This is a genomic window from Kocuria sp. MNB10, assembly GCF_054073685.1.
In genome coordinates this window covers 1,539,920-1,558,140 of record NZ_CM133411.1, presented here as the reverse complement: position 1 = coordinate 1,558,140, position 18,221 = coordinate 1,539,920, and the positions used below count along the sequence as shown (strand labels likewise).

General features: G+C 69.5%; 18 protein-coding genes and 1 riboswitch. Of the genes, 6 read left to right on the top strand and 12 right to left on the bottom strand.

Annotated features, from left to right (window positions below; all coding sequences use genetic code 11):
- Positions 1-20 precede the first annotated feature (20 nt).
- The 4 genes from bioD to bioB form a co-directional block, all read right to left on the bottom strand.
- Entirely contained in the window at positions 21-737 is a 717-nt protein-coding gene (gene bioD / locus ACW9PK_RS06990) for a dethiobiotin synthase (protein ID WP_064846517.1), read from the bottom strand.
- Entirely contained in the window at positions 734-2,008 is a 1,275-nt protein-coding gene (locus ACW9PK_RS06985) for an 8-amino-7-oxononanoate synthase (protein WP_457015396.1), read from the bottom strand. Before ACW9PK_RS06985 ends, bioD begins: the two co-directional genes overlap by 4 nt.
- Positions 2,005-3,372: an adenosylmethionine--8-amino-7-oxononanoate transaminase gene (gene bioA, locus ACW9PK_RS06980; RefSeq protein ID WP_457015395.1), complete on the bottom strand. Its 1,368-nt coding sequence runs from the start codon at positions 3,370-3,372 to the stop codon at positions 2,005-2,007. Before bioA ends, ACW9PK_RS06985 begins: the two co-directional genes overlap by 4 nt.
- Positions 3,373-3,448: 76 nt before the next feature.
- Positions 3,449-4,846: a biotin synthase BioB gene (gene bioB / locus ACW9PK_RS06975; RefSeq protein WP_457015394.1), complete on the bottom strand. Its 1,398-nt coding sequence runs from the start codon at positions 4,844-4,846 to the stop codon at positions 3,449-3,451.
- Between the two features lie 117 nt (positions 4,847-4,963).
- Here bioB and ACW9PK_RS06970 point away from each other — a divergent pair, with 117 nt between their 5' ends.
- On the top strand, positions 4,964-5,593 hold the full coding sequence (locus ACW9PK_RS06970; RefSeq protein ID WP_457015393.1) for a TetR family transcriptional regulator: 630 nt from the start codon (positions 4,964-4,966) through the stop codon (positions 5,591-5,593).
- Positions 5,590-6,084, top strand: coding sequence for an N-acetyltransferase family protein (locus tag ACW9PK_RS06965; protein ID WP_457015392.1), 495 nt, complete (start codon positions 5,590-5,592; stop codon positions 6,082-6,084). The genes ACW9PK_RS06970 and ACW9PK_RS06965 overlap by 4 nt, the downstream gene beginning before the upstream one ends.
- On the opposite strand, the gene ACW9PK_RS06960 is transcribed toward ACW9PK_RS06965, so the two are convergent.
- Positions 6,081-6,647, bottom strand: coding sequence for a LysR substrate-binding domain-containing protein (locus ACW9PK_RS06960; protein WP_457015391.1), 567 nt, complete (start codon positions 6,645-6,647; stop codon positions 6,081-6,083). The two genes, ACW9PK_RS06965 and ACW9PK_RS06960, sit on opposite strands and share 4 nt — an antisense overlap.
- Between ACW9PK_RS06960 and ACW9PK_RS06955 the strand changes: the two genes are divergently transcribed.
- Positions 6,589-7,161, top strand: a complete 573-nt coding sequence (locus tag ACW9PK_RS06955) for an NAD(P)-dependent oxidoreductase (RefSeq protein WP_338066031.1) — start codon at positions 6,589-6,591, stop codon at positions 7,159-7,161. The two genes, ACW9PK_RS06960 and ACW9PK_RS06955, sit on opposite strands and share 59 nt — an antisense overlap.
- Positions 7,162-7,240: 79 nt before the next feature.
- On the opposite strand, the gene ACW9PK_RS06950 is transcribed toward ACW9PK_RS06955, so the two are convergent.
- From ACW9PK_RS06950 to ACW9PK_RS06925, 6 genes are all read right to left on the bottom strand, one after another.
- Entirely contained in the window at positions 7,241-8,635 is a 1,395-nt protein-coding gene (locus ACW9PK_RS06950; protein WP_457015390.1) for a short-chain fatty acid transporter, read from the bottom strand.
- Positions 8,632-9,513, bottom strand: coding sequence for a cytochrome c oxidase assembly protein (locus ACW9PK_RS06945; protein ID WP_457015389.1), 882 nt, complete (start codon positions 9,511-9,513; stop codon positions 8,632-8,634). The genes ACW9PK_RS06950 and ACW9PK_RS06945 overlap by 4 nt, the downstream gene beginning before the upstream one ends.
- The gene (locus tag ACW9PK_RS06940) at positions 9,513-10,037 is read right to left on the bottom strand and encodes a DUF2243 domain-containing protein (RefSeq protein ID WP_085107952.1); all 525 of its coding nucleotides are present in this window, start codon (positions 10,035-10,037) and stop codon (positions 9,513-9,515) included. Before ACW9PK_RS06940 ends, ACW9PK_RS06945 begins: the two co-directional genes overlap by 1 nt.
- 150 nt (positions 10,038-10,187) lie before the next feature.
- Complete coding sequence (locus ACW9PK_RS06935) at positions 10,188-11,378, bottom strand: acetyl-CoA C-acetyltransferase (protein WP_457015388.1); 1,191 nt, start codon at positions 11,376-11,378, stop codon at positions 10,188-10,190.
- Entirely contained in the window at positions 11,375-12,052 is a 678-nt protein-coding gene (locus tag ACW9PK_RS06930) for a CoA transferase subunit B (RefSeq protein ID WP_085107957.1), read from the bottom strand. Before ACW9PK_RS06930 ends, ACW9PK_RS06935 begins: the two co-directional genes overlap by 4 nt.
- Positions 12,049-12,843, bottom strand: coding sequence for a CoA transferase subunit A (locus ACW9PK_RS06925; RefSeq protein ID WP_085107960.1), 795 nt, complete (start codon positions 12,841-12,843; stop codon positions 12,049-12,051). The genes ACW9PK_RS06930 and ACW9PK_RS06925 overlap by 4 nt, the downstream gene beginning before the upstream one ends.
- A 152-nt stretch (positions 12,844-12,995) precedes the next feature.
- On the opposite strand from ACW9PK_RS06925, the gene ACW9PK_RS06920 reads away from it, so the two are divergent.
- Complete coding sequence (locus ACW9PK_RS06920; RefSeq protein ID WP_457015387.1) at positions 12,996-13,799, top strand: IclR family transcriptional regulator; 804 nt, start codon at positions 12,996-12,998, stop codon at positions 13,797-13,799.
- Between the two features lie 212 nt (positions 13,800-14,011).
- Here the strand turns inward: ACW9PK_RS06920 and ACW9PK_RS06915 are convergent, their stop codons facing one another.
- The gene (locus ACW9PK_RS06915) at positions 14,012-14,761 is read right to left on the bottom strand and encodes a 3-hydroxybutyrate dehydrogenase (protein WP_457015386.1); all 750 of its coding nucleotides are present in this window, start codon (positions 14,759-14,761) and stop codon (positions 14,012-14,014) included.
- 250 nt (positions 14,762-15,011) lie between these two features.
- Positions 15,012-15,098: riboswitch (SAM riboswitch) on the top strand.
- Between the two features lie 14 nt (positions 15,099-15,112).
- Here ACW9PK_RS06915 and ACW9PK_RS06910 point away from each other — a divergent pair.
- Together ACW9PK_RS06910 and ACW9PK_RS06905 are read left to right on the top strand one after the other, a co-directional pair.
- Positions 15,113-16,324, top strand: coding sequence for a cobalamin-independent methionine synthase II family protein (locus tag ACW9PK_RS06910; protein ID WP_457015385.1), 1,212 nt, complete (start codon positions 15,113-15,115; stop codon positions 16,322-16,324).
- A gap of 354 nt (positions 16,325-16,678) precedes the next feature.
- On the top strand, positions 16,679-18,106 hold the full coding sequence (locus ACW9PK_RS06905; protein ID WP_098053538.1) for an MFS transporter: 1,428 nt from the start codon (positions 16,679-16,681) through the stop codon (positions 18,104-18,106).
- The last annotated feature ends 115 nt before the right edge of the window (positions 18,107-18,221 follow it).

Genomic DNA, 18,221 nt, shown 5'->3' with positions numbered 1-18,221 from the left:
GCCCCGTCCATGTGCCGTCTTCAGCTCACGCCGACGTTCCATCCCGCGGGGACCGCGCCCAGTAGGGGGATGTGGTGGCCGCTCACATCCGGCAGGTCCGCCAGGTAGTCCCGATTGGATTCCTGCACCGGATCGGGGTGAGCCGGCCAGGATCCCAGCACGACCCCCGACACCCGCACGCCCCGGTGGTGCAGGGCCTCCAGGGTCAGCAGGGTGTGGTTCAGGGTTCCCAGGTCCGGGCGGGTCACCACGACCGTCCCGACGTCCTCCCCCGCGCGGCCTTGCAGCTCCCGCGCCAGATCCGCGATCGTGTGCTGCTGCCCGTCCAGCTCCACGAGCACTCCCCCGCTACCCTCCACCAGCACGAGGTCGTGGGATTCCTGTAATTCCATGACCCGCTCCACGTGCGCGGTGATCGACAGAAGGTCCACCCCGTCGATCGCCGCCGCGGGAGGCGGGGCCATGGGCTCGGTGAGCCGCTGTCCCTCCGCCACGGTGAGCGCCGCGGACGGCACGCCGACGGTATGAGCCAGCCGAGCAACGTCGTCAACGTCCCCCGGATCGTCCCCGCGCACGCCGGTCTGTTGGGGCTTGTAGACCGCGATCCGTTGGACTCCGGAGGACCATGCGGCCACCGCGAGCGCCGCGGTCGTGTAGGTCTTGCCCACGTCCGTGTCCGTCCCCGTGACGATGGTGATACGGGGAAGGGGCGCGTGGGCGAGTGGGTTGTGAGTCATGCGGTGACCTCCTGGACGGATGGCGTACCTCTATCGGCGCCGGAACCCGGGGTCGGAACGGGTCGCGACGGCGCGATCCGACCGAGGCCGGCGCCCATTCCCGGCGTGGACGGCTCCAGAGCGCGCAGAACCTCCCGCACCCGATTCACCGCCTCCGACAATTCTTGTAATTCCATGTTCGCGCGCGCCGTGAGACGCAGCCTGCTGATGCCGTCCGGCACCGACGGCGGGCGGAAGCATCCCACCGCCACCCCACGCTCACGCAGGGTCCGGGCGGCGTCCACGGCGAGTTCCGCCGATCCCACGGGCACCGACTGCACCGCAGCGTGCGCGAGAGGCACGTCCAGCGCGCGGGCCACGAAGGCCGCGCGCTCGTGCAACCGGTCCGCAAGCTTGGGCCGCCCGAGGACGATCCGGGCGGCCTCCGCGGCGGCCGCGGCACTCGCCGGTGCGAGGGCGGTGTCGTACACGAACGGGCGCGCACGGTTGAGCAGGTGGTCGCGCAGCAGCTCGGACCCGAGCACCGCCCCGCCCTGCGCGCCGAGCGCCTTGGACAGCGTCACGGTCAGGACCACGTGCGGCGCGCCCGCGAGACCGAGTTCGTGCACGAGCCCGCGACCACGGCCAGCGACCCCGATCCCATGGGCCTCGTCCACGAGTAACAACGCATCGTGCGCGCAACACACCCGCGCCAGCGCCTCGAGCGGTGCGTGATCCCCCCACACCGAGTACAAGGATTCGACGACGACGATCGCCCGCGACTGCGACCGCTCCGCCAGCAGCTGCTCCACGTGGGCCACGTCCGAGTGCCGCGCGATCCGCACGGGCGAGCGGGACAACCGGGCACCGTCCACGAGGGAGGCGTGCACGTGGGCGTCCGAGACGATGAGGGTGTCCACATCTCCCAACGCCGTGAGCACACCCGTGTTCGCCGCGTACCCGCTCGAGAAGACCAGGGCCGCAGGCTGACCCGTGAGCTCGCACAGGGCGCGCTCAAGCTCCTCGTGCACGGGCAATGTGCCCGTGACGAGCCGCGACGCCCGTGAACCGGCCCCGTACCCGTCCAGTGCGCGGTGCGCCGCGGCCACGACGCGGGGGTCCCGCGACAGACCCAGGTAGTCGTTGGACGCGAGGTCCACACACGGCCCTCGCATGGGCCGCAGTTCACGCCGCATTCCCAGTTCGTCGCGTTCCCGCACCCGGTCGTGAAGCCAATCGTCAAGGGGTCCCGCGGCGGTTCCGGCCGCGGCCGCTTCCGTGTGCGCGTTCATGCTCCGGCCCCCCTTGTCACGTCCCGGGCCGCGTGCACCACGGCGTGGGCGATGCGGCGGGCGTCGTCGTCCGAACAGATGTAGGGCGGCATCGCGTAGAGCAACCGACCGAAGGGCCGCACCCACACACCGTGCTCGAGGGCTGCGCGCGTCAACCGTGCACTGTCCGGGGCCCGGTGGAATTCCACGACACCCACCCCGCCGATCACCCGCACGTCCTCTACCGCGTCGAGTTCGGCGGCCGCGGGGAGGATCTCCCGGAAGGCGGTTTCCAGTCGGGTGATGTCCCGGCGCCACGTGTCCCGGAGCATCCGCACGGACTGCAGGGCCACCGCGCACGCGAGCGGGTTGGCCATGAACGTGGGCCCGTGCATGAGCGCACGCTGCGGTGACGCCGTGATGACCGTTCCCACGAATCCGGACACCAGCACAGCGGCGAGGGTCATGTATCCGCCGGTCAGGGCCTTGCCCACGCACATCACGTCCGGGACCACCCCGGCCCACTCGCACGCGAACCACCGCCCGGTGCGTCCGAACCCCGTGGCGATCTCGTCCGCGATGAGCACGAGGTCCAGCTCGTCCGCGACCTCCCGCAGGGCTCGCAGACAGCGCGGGTCGTACGTGCGCATCCCGCCGGCTCCCTGCAGAACGGGCTCCACGATGACGCCCGCGAGCTCGTCCCGGTGCGCCCGGGCCGTGGCGCGCACGTCCGCGATCCACCGCGCGACGTCCTCGTCCGACCCCACCCACTCGTGATCCTCCCCCGACGACGACGCCGCGGGAGGCGGTGCCACGAACAGCTGCTCCGCCACCAGCCCGGAGAATTCGGCGTGCATCCCGCCCTCGGGGTCGCACACGCTCATGGCGCCAGTGGTGTCCCCGTGGTAGCCGCCGCGCACCGTGAGGATGCGCCGACGCTGCGGCCGGCCGCGCGCCGCCTGGTACTGCACTGCGAGCTTCAGCGCGACCTCCACGCTCACGGAGCCCGAGTCTGCGAAGAACACGTGCTGCAGCTCGGGCGGGGTGACCTCCACCAGCAGCTCCGCGAGTTCTACGGCCGGGCGGTGCGTGAGCCCCCCGAACATCACGTGGGAGAACTCGGTGATCTGGTCCACGGCGGCGCGGTCCAGTTCCGGGTTGCGGTAGCCGTGCACGGCGCACCACCACGAGGCCATGCCATCGATTGCCCGGATCCGGTCCCCCTCAGGAGTCTCCAGGGTCAGGGTCACGCCCTCCGCGGCCAGCACCGCGTGGGGTGCGGGTCCGTCCAGCGGTGCGTAGGGGTGCCAGAGCAGCCCGCGGTCACGAGCGGCGAGGCGGGTGGGCTCCACGGCGTCGTCACCCTGTTCTGCCGTCTCTGCCACGGCACCCGCGGCGGGGCAAGAAGCCTCCCCGCTGCCCTCGGCGGGCGCGGTGCCGTGTGTGATCTGCGGTGCCGGTTCAGGCATTCGGCGCCACCGAGGTCCCCGCACCACGACGCCGCACGGTCGGGCTCAGCTCGATCCTCACCCGGGTGTCGTTCTCGTCGCGTTCGGGCCCGTCGCCCGAGCTCAACAGGGCGGCGAGCGCCGCGGAGACCGGGGCAGCTGACCGAGCAGGGACCGGGCCCTGGGCGGTCGAGGGCAGCGCGGCGTCGTCACCCTGATCGGAAAAGACGGGGTCGAAGGGGGCCGGACCGCCGCCCGAGGTGGCATCGGGACCGGCAGCTCCACCGGTTCCGCACGTGGACCCGCAGGGCGTGCTCGCCGGGCCTGCCGAGCCCGTCTGACCTGCCTGGCCCGCCGCAGCCTGCTCGGGAGCCGTACCGCTCGAGGCGTGGGCGGGCGCCGCGGCGTCGTGCTCACGGGAAAGGTCTGGCCCCGCACCAAGGACGGTGAAGCCGGCGTCCGCGATCATGTCCAGGTCCGCCTGGGCCGCCTGCCCTTCGGAGGTGAGGTAGTCGCCCAGGAACAGGGAGTTGACCACGTGCAGGGCGAGCGGCTGCAGCGAACGCAAGTGCATCTCGCGGCCACCGGCCATGCGGATCTCCTTGTCCGGGCACACGAAGCGCACCACGGAAAGGATCTTCAGGCACTTCTGCGGGCTCAGCTGCCACGTGCCTGCCAGGGGCGTGCCGTCGAAGGGCATGAGGAAGTTCACCGGCACGGAGTCCGAGCCCAGGTCCCGCAGCGCGAAGAGCGCCTCAACGAGCTGCTCGTCCGTCTCCCGCATGCCCACGATCAGCCCGGAGCACGGGGAGAGCCCGGCGTCCTTCGCGCGCTCCACGGTGTCCACGCGGTCCTGGTAGGTGTGGGTGGAGCAGATGGACTCGTAGTTGGACTCGGCGGTGTTGAGGTTGTGGTTGTAGGCGTCCACGCCCGCGCCGCTCAGCGTCTCCGCCTGGCCGTCCTTGAGCAGGCCCAGGCATGCGCAGACCTCCACATCCGGGTGCTGCTCCTTCAGCGCCTCGACCGTGCGGGTCACGTTGCCCACCTCACGGTTGGACGGGCCGCGACCGCTCGCCACGAGGCACACGCGGCTCGCACCACCGCGGATGCCGTACTCGGCCTGCTCCACCGCCTTTTCGGGGCTCAGCCACGAGTACTTGAGGATGTCTGTCCCGGCGTTCAGGCGCTGGGAGCAGTAGCCGCAGTCCTCGGCGCACAACCCGGACTTCAGGTTGACCAGGTAGTTCACCTTCACGGTCATCCCGAAGTGTTCGCGGCGCAGCCGTGCGGCGGCGGCCACGAGGTCCAGCATGCCGGGGTCGTCGGTGTGCAGCAGCTCGAGGGCTTCGTCCGGGGTCACGGGGGCACCGGCCAGGACGCGATCGGCCAGCTCGGCAGGGTTCTTGAACATTGTTCAATTATTGAACGCCGTTCAAGAAAGTCAATTCTCCAACGCCCGCCCCGCGCCGCACCGGCCGATCGGTAAAGTCACACGCAGCACCCGACCGAGCACCCCGAGAGGAGCACCGTGGCCCTGAACCGCGATGACGTGGTGGATGCCGCGTGGCACATCCTGCAGAGCTACGGCTTGGGTGACCTCTCCATGCGCCGCCTCGCCAAGGAGCTCGAGGTCCAGCCCGGCGCCCTCTACTGGCACGTGGCCAACAAGCAGGAGTTGCTGGCGGTGCTCGCCCAGCGCATGGTCGCACCGCTCGCCGCCGACCGCGCGGTGCGCAACGACGCCGCTCCCCGCGCCGTCCGCTCGGCCGGTCACGACGGGGCGGGTCCGGGGCACTCCGATGACGGCCGCACCGAGCCCGGCCACCTCAACCCCGCTCGGGTTGCCGCGGAGTTCCGTCGGCTGATCCTCGCGGTGCGCGACGGCGCGGAGGTCGTCGGCGTGGCCCACGCCCTCGATCCGCTCGACCTGCCGCCGGTTCCGCTACTCGTCGCGGCCCTGTCCGCCACGGGTCTCACGCAGCGAACCGCCGAGAACACGGCCCTGACCCTGGTCCGGTTCACACTGGGCTCCGTCACCGCTCAGCAGACCCGCGAGGCCATGGGGCTGCCCACCACTGATAGCGCTCCGCGGTTCGAGGCCGGACTGGCCCTGATCCTCGGTCGTGAGGCAGCACCCCTCGAGAGGTCCGACCCATGACACGGCCCGCCTTCACCATCCGTCTCCCCGAGCCCGACGACGCTCCCGCCCTCGCGGCCGTCCACGTGCGTTCCTGGCGTGAGACGTACGCGGGCATGCTCCCGGAGCGCTTCTACGACGAGACGGCGCAGCGGCGTCGTCGCACCATGTGGGACGGCCTGCTGCGCGATGAAGCCGGCCGGAGCGCGGTGCGCGTCGCGGAGGTGGCCGGACGGATCGTGGGCTTCGCCGCGGTCGGCGCACCGGAGGAGTCGCAACCGGCGCGGGAGACCGCGCTGCGCATGGTGTACGTTCTGCGCGAACACCACGGCGGCGGAGCGGGACAGGCGCTGCTGGACGCCGCGCTGGGTGCCGAGCCCGCGCAGCTGTGGGTCGCCGCGGCCAACGCGCGCGCCATCCGGTTCTACGAGCGCAATGGCTTCCGCGCGGACGGGACCGAGACGGTGGACCCGCGACTGTCGGATCTGCGCGAGCTCAGGATGGTGCGCTAGCGCGCGAGTGCGTTGGCGCGCGGACCCCGGCGCTCGCCGCGGGGCCGCGAACGACCGGTGCCGGCCGACGCGACCAGCGTGTCCTTCATGTCCTCGACCGCCGCCCGGAGCGCGTCCATCACGGCCTTCACCGCGGGGCGCTTCAACAGGTCCGGGCGCGAGACCGCCCAGTAGGACGCACGGAACGCGAACTCCTCGGGGAAGAGCCGCACGAGGTCCCCGGCGCGATCGGCCAGGTAGCACGGCAGCAGGCCGATACCCGCCCCGGAGCGGGTCAACTCCACGTGCACCATGGAGGACGTGGCCCCGATCGACTGGTGCATCCGCGGCAGATGCCGCACGGGATCGATCAGCTCCGGGACGTCCTGCATCGACTCGATGAAGTAGAGCAGGGGATGCTTCTGCAGCTGGGCGGGGGACTCGATGGCCGGGTGGTGTTCCACGTACGCCGCGGACGCGTAGAGCCCCAGGAAGTAGGCCGCGGCGGAGAAGGGTTTCGCGTTCGTGGACGCCCCGGTCTCGGGCGGGATCAGCGGTGCCGCGGCGGGAACACTCACGTTCATGATCGGGGGCGACAAGGACACCGTGGCCCGGGCCGAGCAGGTCATCACTCCCATGGCGGGTCGGATCGTGCACACCGGCGGGCCGGGCATGGGGCAATCGGCCAAGATCGTGAACAACATGATGCTCTTCATCAATCTCGAAGCGTGTGCGGAGGGTTCCGTCCTGGCCGAACGACTGGGCCTGGATCCGCGGGTGTTCTGGGACATCGCGTCGGTGTCCTCCGGCGATTCCTGGGCCCTGCGGACGTGGTACCCCGTCCCGGACATCGTCCCCTCGGCCGCCGCCAACAACAATTTCGAGTCCACGTTCTCCGCGGTCCTGGCCGCCAAGGACGTGGGGCTCGCGCTGTCCGCCGGTGAGCAGACGGGCGTGGACCTGCCCGCGGCCGAGCTCGCGGCCCAGCGCTTCCCACGTCTGATCGACGAGGGCTACGGGGATCTGGACTGCAGCCTGATCGTGAAGTACGCGGCCCCGGACGGCAAGGTCCAGGGCTGGAACCCGGACGAGGTCTGACACCCCGGCCACCTCAGCGAGGTGACGTCGAGCGCCGTCGTGCTCCGGGACCGCAGTGCGCCCGGAGCACGACACGCACTCAGACCCCCGCGCCCACGACCAGCATGGTGGCGGCGAAGACGATGCCGGACACCAACAACACCACGGTCGTGTAGCCCAGGATGTCCCGAATCTTCAGTCCCGCGATGGCCAGCAACGGCAGGGCCCAGAACGGCTGGATCATGTTCGTCCATTGATCGCCGTAGGACACCGCCATGATCACCACGGCGGGGTCCACGTCCAGGCGGGCGGCGGCATCCAACAGGATGGGCGCCTGGATGGCCACCTGTCCACCGCCGGACGGGACGAAGAAGTTGACCAACCCTGCGGACAGGAAGGCCAGCAGGCCCAGCGTCTGGGGCGATGCCACGGCGACGATCGAGTCGGAGAGCACCTGGATCAACCCCGTGGCGGTCATGATGCCCATGATCCCGGCGTACAGGGGGAACTGCAGCAGGATGTCCCCCACGTTCGACGCGGCGTTCTTGACCAGGCCCATGACCTCGAACGTGTTGCGGGACAACAGGAAGATCAGCCCCAGGAACATCCAGTTCACGATGTTCAGGGTGACCGTTCCACCCCCGGCGAAGTGGATGACCAGGTAGGCCACCAGTGCCAGGCCCACGAGAGTCGTGGGGATGCGGGAGGCATCCAACCGGTCGGCCGGGGCCTCTATGACCGGACGCTCGATCTCCTGTTCGGACTGGGCGAGCGCCTCGGCCGTGACCGTGTGGGACTCGGGAACGCTGCGCGGTGCCACGAGCCAGAGCGCCAGGGCCACCAGGATCAGGGTGACGACGATCGCGCTGATGTTCCACCACGAGAAAATGGTCTCCCTGATGGGAATGATGTGGCCCACCTGCTTCTCGATGAACGAGCCCGGGGTCGCGGCGGTCAGTGGGCCGGAGCCCGAATACCCCATGTGCCACACCACGAACCCGGAGAACCCGGACGCCACGAGCATCGGGAAGCTCACGGCCTGGTGCCTGCGCGCGAACTCCGCGGCGACCTCCCGGGCGAGCAGACCGCCGACCACCAGGCCGAAACCCCATGTGATGAGCGAGGCCACCGCAGCGATGACGAACACGAAGACGTAGGCGCGCAGGGGTGAGCGGGGCACCGAGGCCAACTTGCCGAGACCGGCGCGCACGGGCCGGGTACTGGCCAGGGCATGACCGAGCAACAGCACCAGCGCCATCTGGGTCATGAACTCCAGCAGCCCGGACAGTCCCGTGCCCCATCCCTGGATCACGGCCACGGGCCCGGAATCGGTCAGCAGCAGGGCCATGAGGGCCACCAGGACGGTGAGGACTATGGCGAAGATCAGCGCCGAGGGGATGAACCTCTCCACGGCGGTGTTGAGCGGCCGCATCACGCGGGCCAGCGGCGGTTCGGACCGGGCGGCGGTGGCCTGCGGGGTTCCCGGGGTGCTCATGACAACGGCTCTCGGTGGTGGCGGGACACGGGTGGTTCTCCGATCTGGATCAGGGTCGGGTACATGCGATCGGTTGCCGGGCGCGGGCGCGTGGCCCGGTGGTGGCCCAGGAACAGCAGGACGATCAGCAGGACGTCCACGACGTCGCCGCCGTAGTACATGACCTGCGCGCCCACGTGGGCGTCGTGGGGCGCGACTCCCGCGGGCGGATGCGCGTAGAGCCACTTGGCCAGGACCGAATGCGCCGCGATGAAGAGCACCAGGACCACGGCGCGCACCCGGAAGGACGAACGATGCGGATCGGGGTCCGGTCCGGCGATGGCCGCCGTGAACACGTAGCCGGCCAGGAAGATGTGGGTGTGGACGAGCGCGTGGCCCCACGCGGAGGCGTGCATCCAGTGGAACAGCGCGGTGGTGTAGAGCAACCACAACCCGCCGGCATTGAGGATCGCGGCCACCACGGGGTGCGTGACCCAGCGGACGACCGGGAACCGCAGCACCCGCGAGACCCGGCGCGCCCCGGCGGTGGACAGTCCGCGCAGCGCCACCCGCACGGGCGCGCCCAGTACGAGCAGCAGGGGTCCGAGCATCCCCACCAACAGGTGCCCCACCATGTGAGCGGTGAAGCTGGTGTGCCCGGCGTAGGCGAGGGGCCCCACGAGGCCCACCCCCACGCCCAGCAGGCCGACGTAGAAACTCACGGGACGCCACGGACTCGGGCCCGTCCTGTGACGGCCCGACCACAACAACCACCCGTACCCCGCGGCAGCCAGCACCAGCACCACCACGACCAGCCACTCGAACACAGGCCATCCGACAGCAGCGGCGGTCTCCGCGTGGTGGGTGTGATCCGCATGGTGGGCGTGGTCCGAGGACATCAGCGGGTCCGATAGGCCCGCGCGCCGCGCCGCAGCACCACGAACCCGATGAGCATGAGGATCACCGCGGTGCCGTTCCACACGAGGTCGTACGGCAGGATGTCCACCCCGTAGCGGATCTGGTGGATGCCCAGCAGCTTGTGGTCCACGATGCCATCGAAGAGCTGGAAGGTCCCCACGCCCAGGATCACGGCCCCGATCCAGTGGGGCCAGTGCACCCCACCCCGTCGGCGCACGTCAGCGAGCAGGAACAGACCCCAGATGGTGATGAACCACCCGAAGGCGTGGAAGAACCCGTCCGTCACGAGGGCCACCTCATGCGTGGAAAGGTCGTAGAAGTGGTGCCACTGCAGGCCCAGGTGGAAGATGAACAAGTCGATCATGGAGGCGGCGATACCGCATCCGAACAGGAACCCGGACAGCGCCGCCCGCTTGCGGGTGCGCCGGGAGTCCGGGACAGGCCCGCCCCCTGATCCAGGGCCCTCCGACGATGTCGAGTCCGGTGTGGATGCCGTGTGCGCCATGGTTCCTCCTGAATCCATTCGATCAACCCGGCCGCCCGCCCCCGGCTAGCACCCGGGTCGGTCAGCCGGCTCGAGCCGGGCCGCCCCTGGTGTGGGTCACGCCCACCCCGGGTCCGGGACGGGCGTGACCCACCTGCAAGGCTCAAAGGCTCAACGGCTCAACAACAACGCCTCACCCTGACCGCCGCCACCGCACAGGGACACGGCGGCCTTGCCGGAGCCGCGCCGCGCCAGTTCCAAAGCGGCATGCAGCGCGATCCGCGCGCCCGAGGCCCCCACGGGGTGGCCCAGGGCGATCGCACCACCGTGGATGTTGACCTTCTCGGGGTCCACGCCCAGGTCGCGCACCGACTGCACGGCCACGGCCGCGAACGCCTCGTTGATCTCGATGAAGTCCAGATCCTCCAGGGTCCAGTCGGACCGCGAGAGCGCGTGCTCGATGGCCCGGGAGGGCTGGGAGTGCAGGGAGGTATCCGGGCCGGCCACCTGACCGGGCTTGCCCACCACGGCGAGCCACTCGAGTCCGTGCTCCTCCGCGTAACCGCGCGTGGTCAGCACGAGGGCCGCAGCGCCGTCGGAAATGGGGGACGAGTTGCCCGCGGTGATGGCGCCGTCCTTCGTGAAGGCGGGGCGCAGCTTGCCGAGGCCCTCCGCGGTGGAATCCGGGCGCACGCCCTGGTCCTCGGACACCGTGATCGGATCGCCCTTGCGTTGGGGCACCTCGATGGGCGCGATCTCGTCCGCGAAGATCCCGTCCTGCTGGGCCTTGCCCGCGAGCTGGTGGCTGCGCGCGGCCACCGCGTCCTGCTCGGCGCGGTCGATCTGACGCTCACCGTTGCCGGACTCGGTGAGCTCACCCATGGGCACGCCCTTCTCGACGTCCACGAGCCCGTCGTGGGCGAGCGAGTCCGTGAGCCGCATGTCCCCGTAGGGCTTGCCCTTGCGGGCGCCCAGGGCCAGGTGCGGCGCGTTGGTCATGGATTCCATCCCGCCGGCCACGACGACGTCCGCCTCACCCAGGCGCAGCATTCGCGCCGCTTCCGTGACAGCCACCAGACCGGACAGGCACACCTTGTTCAGGGCAGCCGCCGGGACGGTCTTAGGAAGTCCGGCCTTCACCGCGGCCTGCTTGGCCGGGTTCTGCCCGGTGCCCGCCTGCACCACGTTGCCCATGTAGACGTAATCCACGTCCTCGGGGGAGACCCCCGCGCGCTGCACGGCGTGCTTGATCGCGTGCGCGCCCAGGTCCACGGCGCTCAGGTCCGCGAGCGCGCCCAGCAGTTTGCCCTGGGGTGTGCGTGCTCCGTTGACGATCACCACGTCATTGGCGTTCTCTGTCATTTCTCCTCCTGTACGGGCACGGAGTCCGGGGTGACGTCCACGAGCTCAACCCGGTATTCGGCCTCGGTTTTGGCTGCTACTTCTTCTTCGGTCACACCCGGGGCGAGGGTCCGCAACACCAGCCCGTGTTCCTCCACGTCGAAGACGCACAGGTCGGTGATGATGCGGTCCACGACCCCGACACCGGTCAGGGGCAGATCGCACTCCCGCTTGAGCTTGGCGGAGCCGTCCTTGGCGACGTGTTCCGTCAAGACCAGCACACGAGGTGCTCCGGTCACAAGGTCCATGGCCCCGCCCATTCCCTTGACCATCTTGCCGGGAATCATCCAGTTGGCCAGGTCGCCGCGCTGCGAGACCTGCATGGCCCCCAGGATCGCCATCTTTACGTGTCCACCGCGGATCATCGCGAAGGACATCGCGGAGTCGAAGATCGCGGCCCCCGGCTGCAGGGTGATCGTCTGCTTCCCGGCGTTGATCAGGTCCGGGTCCTCGTCCCCCTCGTACGGGAACGGGCCCATGCCCAGCGCCCCGTTCTCGGTCTGCAGCACCACGCTCACGCCCTCGGGCAGGTTGTTCGCCACGAGTGTCGGGATCCCGATGCCCAAGTTCACGTAGTCGCCGTCGGTCAGTTCCGACGCCGCGATGGCCGCCATCTCATCACGCGTCCAGCTCATGCCACCGCTCCTTCCGCTCCGCCGTTGCCCGCGCCCCGGGCGGCACCACCGCCGGTCCGCACGTCCGTCCCGCCCTCCGACGACGACGCCGCGGGCCTCGGTCGCGTGGTGCGCTGCTCGATCTCCTTGGGCGCCCCCGAGTACTGCACCACGTGCTGCACGAAGACCCCGGGGGTCACGATGTGGTCCGGGTCCAACTCGCCCGGGGCCACGACCTCCTCGACCTCCGCAAACGTGATCCGTGCGGCCGTGGCGCACACCGGGTTGAAATTGCGCGAGGTCCGCCGGTAGATCAGGTTGCCGTCCGTGTCCCCTCGCCACGCGTGCACCAGGGCGATGTCCGCGACGATCCCGCGTTCCAGGATGTAGGTGCGCCCGTCGAACTCCGCGGTGGGCTTCCCCTCCGCCACGCGCGTGCCCACACCGGTGGCGGTGTAGAACGCGGGGATCCCCGCACCGCCCGCGCGCAGCCGTTCGGCGAGCGTGCCCTGCGGGTTGAACTCGACCTCGAGCTCACCCTCCAGGTACTGGCGGGCGAACTCCTTGTTCTCCCCCACGTACGAGGACAGCACCTTACTCACCTGCTTGTTCTCCAGCAGCAGACCGAGCCCCTTGCCGTCCACGCCCATGTTGTTGGACACCACGGTCAGGTCCTTGGCTCCGTTGTCCCGGACCGCTTCGATGAGGTCCCGCGGGATCCCGGACAGTCCGAAACCGCCCACCGCCACGGTCATCCCGTCCCGCAGCGTCTCGGCGAGCAACTCGGCCACGTTGTCCCTGAGTTTGGACATGGTCACCCCTCCAGTGCGTGATCTGCCTCTTAGGCTAGAAAGTGACCACATCTTGGTCAATGCTTCACCCGTAATCGTCGATGAAGGGATCACAATCTGAAAAACTGTCGCTAGTCTGTCCATATTGTGAACGTCCCGACGCAGGAGCGTGTATGACCCCGCAGAAATCCCGGAACCCGCAGCCCTCCCCGCAGGGCACGCAGGTGGTCTCCCGGATCGCCGCGATCCTGCAGGCCGTGGCATCCGGGGAGTCAACCGGATCCACCGCGGCCATCGCCCACCGCACGGGGCTGACCCGGCCCACCGCGCACCGATTGCTCGCAGCGCTCGCCGCCGAGGGGCTCGTGGACCGCACGGAGGACGGCAACTGGGCCCTGGGTCCCGAACTGCACATCCTGGGCACGGTGGCCGCCCAACGTTATCCCGCCCAGGACCTCGCGACCCCGTGCCTGCAGCGGCTCGCCGAGGCCACGGGCGAGTCCGCGTTCTTCTCCGCTCGCCGCGGCAACGAGGTCATCTGCCTGGCCCGGGTGGAGGGGGCGTTCCCGGTGCGCTCGCACGTGCTCTACGAGGGTCTGCGGTTGCCCCTGGGCGTGGCCTCTGCGGGACTCGCGATCCTCGGTCACCTACCCCCGGACCAATTGGAGACCGCCCTCGCGGACACCCGGGAGGAGCGGACGCGCCTCGGTCCACAGCACGACGACGCTCACGTCCGCCGCCTCGTCGCCCAGGTCCGGGAGGACGGCTGGTCCCTGAACCCCGGACGTATTGTGGAGGGCTCGTGGGGCATGGCGGCCGCGGTGTTCGACGCGACCGGCCAACCCCGCTACGCGCTCTCCCTGACGGGGATCGAACCCCGGTTCACCACGGAACGCAGACCCCGCCTCGGGGCGGCTTTGCTGGACCAGGCCCACAGGCTCTCCGCGGCGCTGCGCGCGGGGGCCACGACCGTGTGAACCGGACGCAGCGGCGTCGTCCCGTACCGTCAGACCCCGCGTCCTCGCACCCCGGAACATCTGTGCCCCGATACCGCACGCGTTGTGCGACTGCGGGTGTTTTTTCGGGACACAGATGTTCGGGCCCTTGGCCGGAGAGGGGCCGTGGAACGCGGGCCATTGCCTCGACACCGAACGGCAGCGAGGGTGGACGCGGCGACGTCGCCCCGCGCTCAGGACGCCGTCCAGCCACCGTCCATCGTGTAGGACGCACCCGTGACCATGCCCGCGGACGGGCCGGCCAGGAACGCGATGAGCTCGCCAACCTCCTCGGGTTCCACGAGGCGCTTGATCGCGGACTCGGTGAGCATGATCTTCTCGATCACCTGGTCCTCGGGGATCCTGTGGGTCGCGGCCTGGTCCTTGATCTGCTTGTCCACGAGCGGGGTGTGCACGTAGCTGGGGTTGACGCAGTTGCTGGTCACACCGTGCTCAGCGCCCTCCAGGGCCACGGTCTTGGACAGCCCTTCGAGCCCGTGCTTGGCCGTGACGTACGCGGATTTGTACGCGGACGCGCGCAGACCGTGGATGGAGGAGACGTTGATGATTCGGCCCCATCCGCGCTCGTACATGTGCGGCAGTGCGGCACGGATCAGCAGGAACGGAGCCTCGAGCATGAGCGTGAGGATGCGGTGGAAGTCCGCGGGGTCGAAGTCCTGCACGGGTGTCACCTTTTGGATCCCCGCGTTGTTGACCAGGATGTCCACGTCCAGGCCCAGTTCGGCGAGCGCGGCGGTGTCCGAGAGGTCCACGACCCAGGCTTCCCCGCCCACCTCGGAGGCCGTCGTCTGAGCGGCTTCTTCATTGATATCCGCGACGACCACGTGGGCGCCGCGGTCCGCGAACGCCTGCACGGCGGCGCGGCCGATCCCGCTGGCCCCACCGGTGACCAGGGCCTTCTTCCCCTCGAGCGATTGCTCCATGACAGCCTCTTTGCGCGTGGACGGTTCTCCTACCGCGTCACGCTACGCCCCGGGGGGCCGCCGGGTCACGATCCGGAACGGACCACCCCGGACCAGCTACGAGTCATGGCCCGCACCGGGGGCCGCCCGGTCACGGAAGCCCCGGTGACCCGAGCCCGAGGGGCCGGGCAGGAGGAACCCGGGGAGCGGCGTCGTCGTCCGACACGCCCCGGCTGGCGTCCACTCCTCGCGATGCTGTTGGATGGAGCAGTACCCATCCAGAGCGGCCGAGAGATCTGGCTCGTGGAAGCCGCAGCAACCGGGGTGACACCGGTGCTAACGCCAGGACCGATGGAAAGGATCAGCACAGCCATGCCCTTGAACACCGATCGCATCCAGACCACCCACGTGGGGTCCCTCCCCCGCACGCCGCAGTTGCTCGAGGCCAACAACCGCTTCCAGGCCGGGGAGATCGACCTGGCGCAGTTGGGTGAGGCGCTGGACGCCGGGGTGATCGACGTCGTGCGCAAGCAGCGGGAGATCGGCCTGGACATCGTCAATGACGGCGAGTACGGCCACACCACGTCCGGCGCCGTGGATTACGGGGCCTGGTGGAACTACTCGTTCCACCGCCTGGGCGGGCTGACCCCCACGGACGAGGACCGCTGGCAGACGGCGGAGACGCTGCGCTCGTCGCCGGGCAACATCGTGCTCACGAGCTTCCCGGACCGCCGCGATCGCTCCAAGTTCCGGGAGGCCTACGAGGATCCCACGGCCGGGGTCCTGGCCCACCGCGCAAGCGTGTCCCAGCCGAAGATCACGGGCCCGCTGACCTACACGGGTCAGGAAGCCGTGGCCGGTGACATCCGCCGGATTAAGGAGGCCATGGCCGAGACCGGGGCCACGCAGGGGTTCGTGGCAGCGCTGTCCCCCGGCTCGTGCGCGCGCGTGAAGAACGAGTACTACGCGAGCGACGAGGAACTGGTCTACGCGTGCGCGGACGTGATGCGCGAGGAGTACAAGGCCATCGTAGACGCCGGGTTGACCGTGCAGATCGACGACCCCTCGATCGCCGAGTCCTGGGACCAGATCAATCCCGAGCCCACCGTGGAGGACTACCTGGCCTTCACCCAGCTGCGCGTGGACGCGCTGAACTACGCACTGCGCGACCTCCCCGAGGAGCAGATCCGCTTCCACCTGTGCTGGGGTTCGTGGCACGGCCCGCACACCACGGACCTCGAGTTCAAGTACCTCGTGGACCTCATGCTCACCATCCGCGCGCAGGGCTACAGCTTCGAGGCGTCCAGCCCGCGCCACGGCCACGAATGGAAGGTCTGGAAGGACCACCAGCTGCCCGAGGGCAAGGTGGTCTACCCCGGTTTCGTCTCCCACTCGACCAACGTGGTGGAGCACCCCGAGCTCGTGGCGGACCGGATCGAGCAGTACGCGTCCGTGGTGGGCAAGGAGAACGTGATCGCCTCCACGGACTGCGGTCTGGGCGGGCGGTTGCACCCGCAGATCGCGCTGGCCAAGCTCGAGTCCCTCGTGGAGGGTGCGCGGATCGCGTCCGAGCGCCTGTTCTGATCAGGCCGCGCGACTGGTCCTGCAGCTTTTAGTCCCACCGCGTCGCTGACCGTTCCGGCTCCCCGATCTTCCCGGACGACGACGCCGCCCGCCCCCTTCCGCTGCGCCCGCACCTTCCACGGTGCGGCACGGCGGGAGGGGGCGTTGCCGTGTCATGAACGCGTCACAACGGCCGGCATGCTGCCCGCCCGGGTGAACGGCCCGGGAAAAATATACGATTTAATACACGAAATGTGTGGCGCGCTTCACATTCTTTCGTACACTTATTTCGAGACCAATCGGTCGGTTATTCCCCTGATCCACTCCGCCACTGGCACCCCACGGACCCCGCGTCCGCCGATCCTGGAGACCCACATGGCATCCACCACCTCAGCGCCCGCTCAGCCGGCGCACACCATGACCCGAGAAGAACGCAAGGTCCTTGCGGGCACCCTCGTGGGCACCACCATCGAGTGGTACGACTTCTTCATCTATGCGCAGGCGGCCGCCTTCATCCTGGCCACCCACTTCTTCAACCCGGCGGGCGAGCAGAACGCCACGCTGGGACAGATCGTCGCCTGGGCGTCCCTGGGCATCAGCTTCCTCTTCCGTCCCCTGGGTGCGATCGTGGCCGGTCACATCGGTGACAAGTACGGGCGCAAGATCACCCTGGTCATGACCCTCTTCGGGATGGGCGCGGCCACCACGCTGATCGGTCTGCTGCCCACGTACGAGCAGATCGGTATCGCGGCCCCCATCATCCTGCTGGTCCTGCGTATCCTGCAGGGCTTCTCCGCCGGTGGTGAGTGGGGTGGTGCGGCCCTGATGTCCGTGGAGCACGCGCCCGCGAACAAGCGCGGCTTCTTCGGCGCCTACCCCCAGATCGGTGTGCCCCTGGGCGTACTGATGGCCACCCTGTTCATGTTCGGTCTGAGCACCATCCTGACCCCCGAGCAGTTCGAGGCCTGGGGCTGGCGCGTTCCGTTCCTGTTCTCCATCGTGCTGATCTTCGTGGGCTGGCTGATCCGCCGCTCCGTGGACGAGTCCCCCGTGTTCCTGGAGATGCGCCAGCGCGCCAAGGAGTCCTCCGCTCCCCTGGGCCAGCTGTTCCGGACCAACTCCCCGCAGGTCATCCTGGCCGCGCTGATCTTCGCCGCGAACAACGCCGCAGGCTACCTGGTCATCGCGTTCTTCGCGTCCTACGGCACCAAGGCCCTGGGGATGTCCCGCCCCGAGACGCTGATCGCCACGCTCGTGGGCGGCGTCGGGTGGCTCATCTTCACGATGTTCGGCGGGTGGATCTCGGACAAGATCGGGCGCAAGCTCACGTTCCAGGTCGGCTACGGCATCATCATCCTGTGGGCCATCCCCATGTGGTGGATGCTCAACACGGCGTCCCTGCCCCTGTTCGCGGCCGCGATCTTCATCCTGACGATCGGTCTGGGTCCGTCCTACGGTCCGCAGTCCGCCATGTACGCCGAGATGTTCCCGGCCCGCGTCCGCTACTCCGGTGTCTCGATCGGTTACGCCCTGGGGTCGATCATCGGTGGCGCGTTCGCCCCCATGATCGCCCAGCTGCTGCTCAACCGCACCGGCGCCGCGTGGACCATCGGCCTGTACATCTCCCTGATCTCGCTCGTGTCCTTCATCGCGGTCTCCTTCGTCAAGAAGTCGGACCAGGGCAAGGACCTGCACGTCGCGGAGGTGCACCAGGAGTACGTCCGGGCTCACCCGGACGAGATCGTTCCCCCGGTGGCCGGCGAGCCCGAGACCACCGCTCCGGCGCGCATCCGCCGCCACTGATCCCCGACACACGAACCAACCGTCCCGGCCTCTGATTCGTCGGAGGTCACGACGGCGCACGGCGGGCCCGGCAGCCATACGGTTGCCGGGCCCGTCGCGCTCTTCCCCGCGTGAC

Excerpts from the sequence above, each read along its gene's own strand:
- bioD (WP_064846517.1), bottom strand. The coding sequence starts at position 737 with ATGACTCACAACCCACTCGCCCACGCGCCCCTTCCCCGTATCACCATC.
- ACW9PK_RS06985 (WP_457015396.1), bottom strand. The coding sequence starts at position 2,008 with ATGAACGCGCACACGGAAGCGGCCGCGGCCGGAACCGCCGCGGGACCC.
- bioB (WP_457015394.1), bottom strand. The coding sequence starts at position 4,846 with ATGTTCAAGAACCCTGCCGAGCTGGCCGATCGCGTCCTGGCCGGTGCC.
- ACW9PK_RS06965 (WP_457015392.1), top strand. The coding sequence starts at position 5,590 with ATGACACGGCCCGCCTTCACCATCCGTCTCCCCGAGCCCGACGACGCT.
- ACW9PK_RS06960 (WP_457015391.1), bottom strand. The coding sequence starts at position 6,647 with ATGAACGTGAGTGTTCCCGCCGCGGCACCGCTGATCCCGCCCGAGACC.
- ACW9PK_RS06950 (WP_457015390.1), bottom strand. The coding sequence starts at position 8,635 with ATGAGCACCCCGGGAACCCCGCAGGCCACCGCCGCCCGGTCCGAACCG.
- ACW9PK_RS06945 (WP_457015389.1), bottom strand. The coding sequence starts at position 9,513 with ATGTCCTCGGACCACGCCCACCATGCGGATCACACCCACCACGCGGAG.
- ACW9PK_RS06940 (WP_085107952.1), bottom strand. The coding sequence starts at position 10,037 with ATGGCGCACACGGCATCCACACCGGACTCGACATCGTCGGAGGGCCCT.
- ACW9PK_RS06935 (WP_457015388.1), bottom strand. The coding sequence starts at position 11,378 with ATGACAGAGAACGCCAATGACGTGGTGATCGTCAACGGAGCACGCACA.
- ACW9PK_RS06930 (WP_085107957.1), bottom strand. The coding sequence starts at position 12,052 with ATGAGCTGGACGCGTGATGAGATGGCGGCCATCGCGGCGTCGGAACTG.
- ACW9PK_RS06925 (WP_085107960.1), bottom strand. The coding sequence starts at position 12,843 with ATGTCCAAACTCAGGGACAACGTGGCCGAGTTGCTCGCCGAGACGCTG.
- ACW9PK_RS06920 (WP_457015387.1), top strand. The coding sequence starts at position 12,996 with ATGACCCCGCAGAAATCCCGGAACCCGCAGCCCTCCCCGCAGGGCACG.
- ACW9PK_RS06915 (WP_457015386.1), bottom strand. The coding sequence starts at position 14,761 with ATGGAGCAATCGCTCGAGGGGAAGAAGGCCCTGGTCACCGGTGGGGCC.
- ACW9PK_RS06910 (WP_457015385.1), top strand. The coding sequence starts at position 15,113 with ATGCCCTTGAACACCGATCGCATCCAGACCACCCACGTGGGGTCCCTC.
- ACW9PK_RS06905 (WP_098053538.1), top strand. The coding sequence starts at position 16,679 with ATGGCATCCACCACCTCAGCGCCCGCTCAGCCGGCGCACACCATGACC.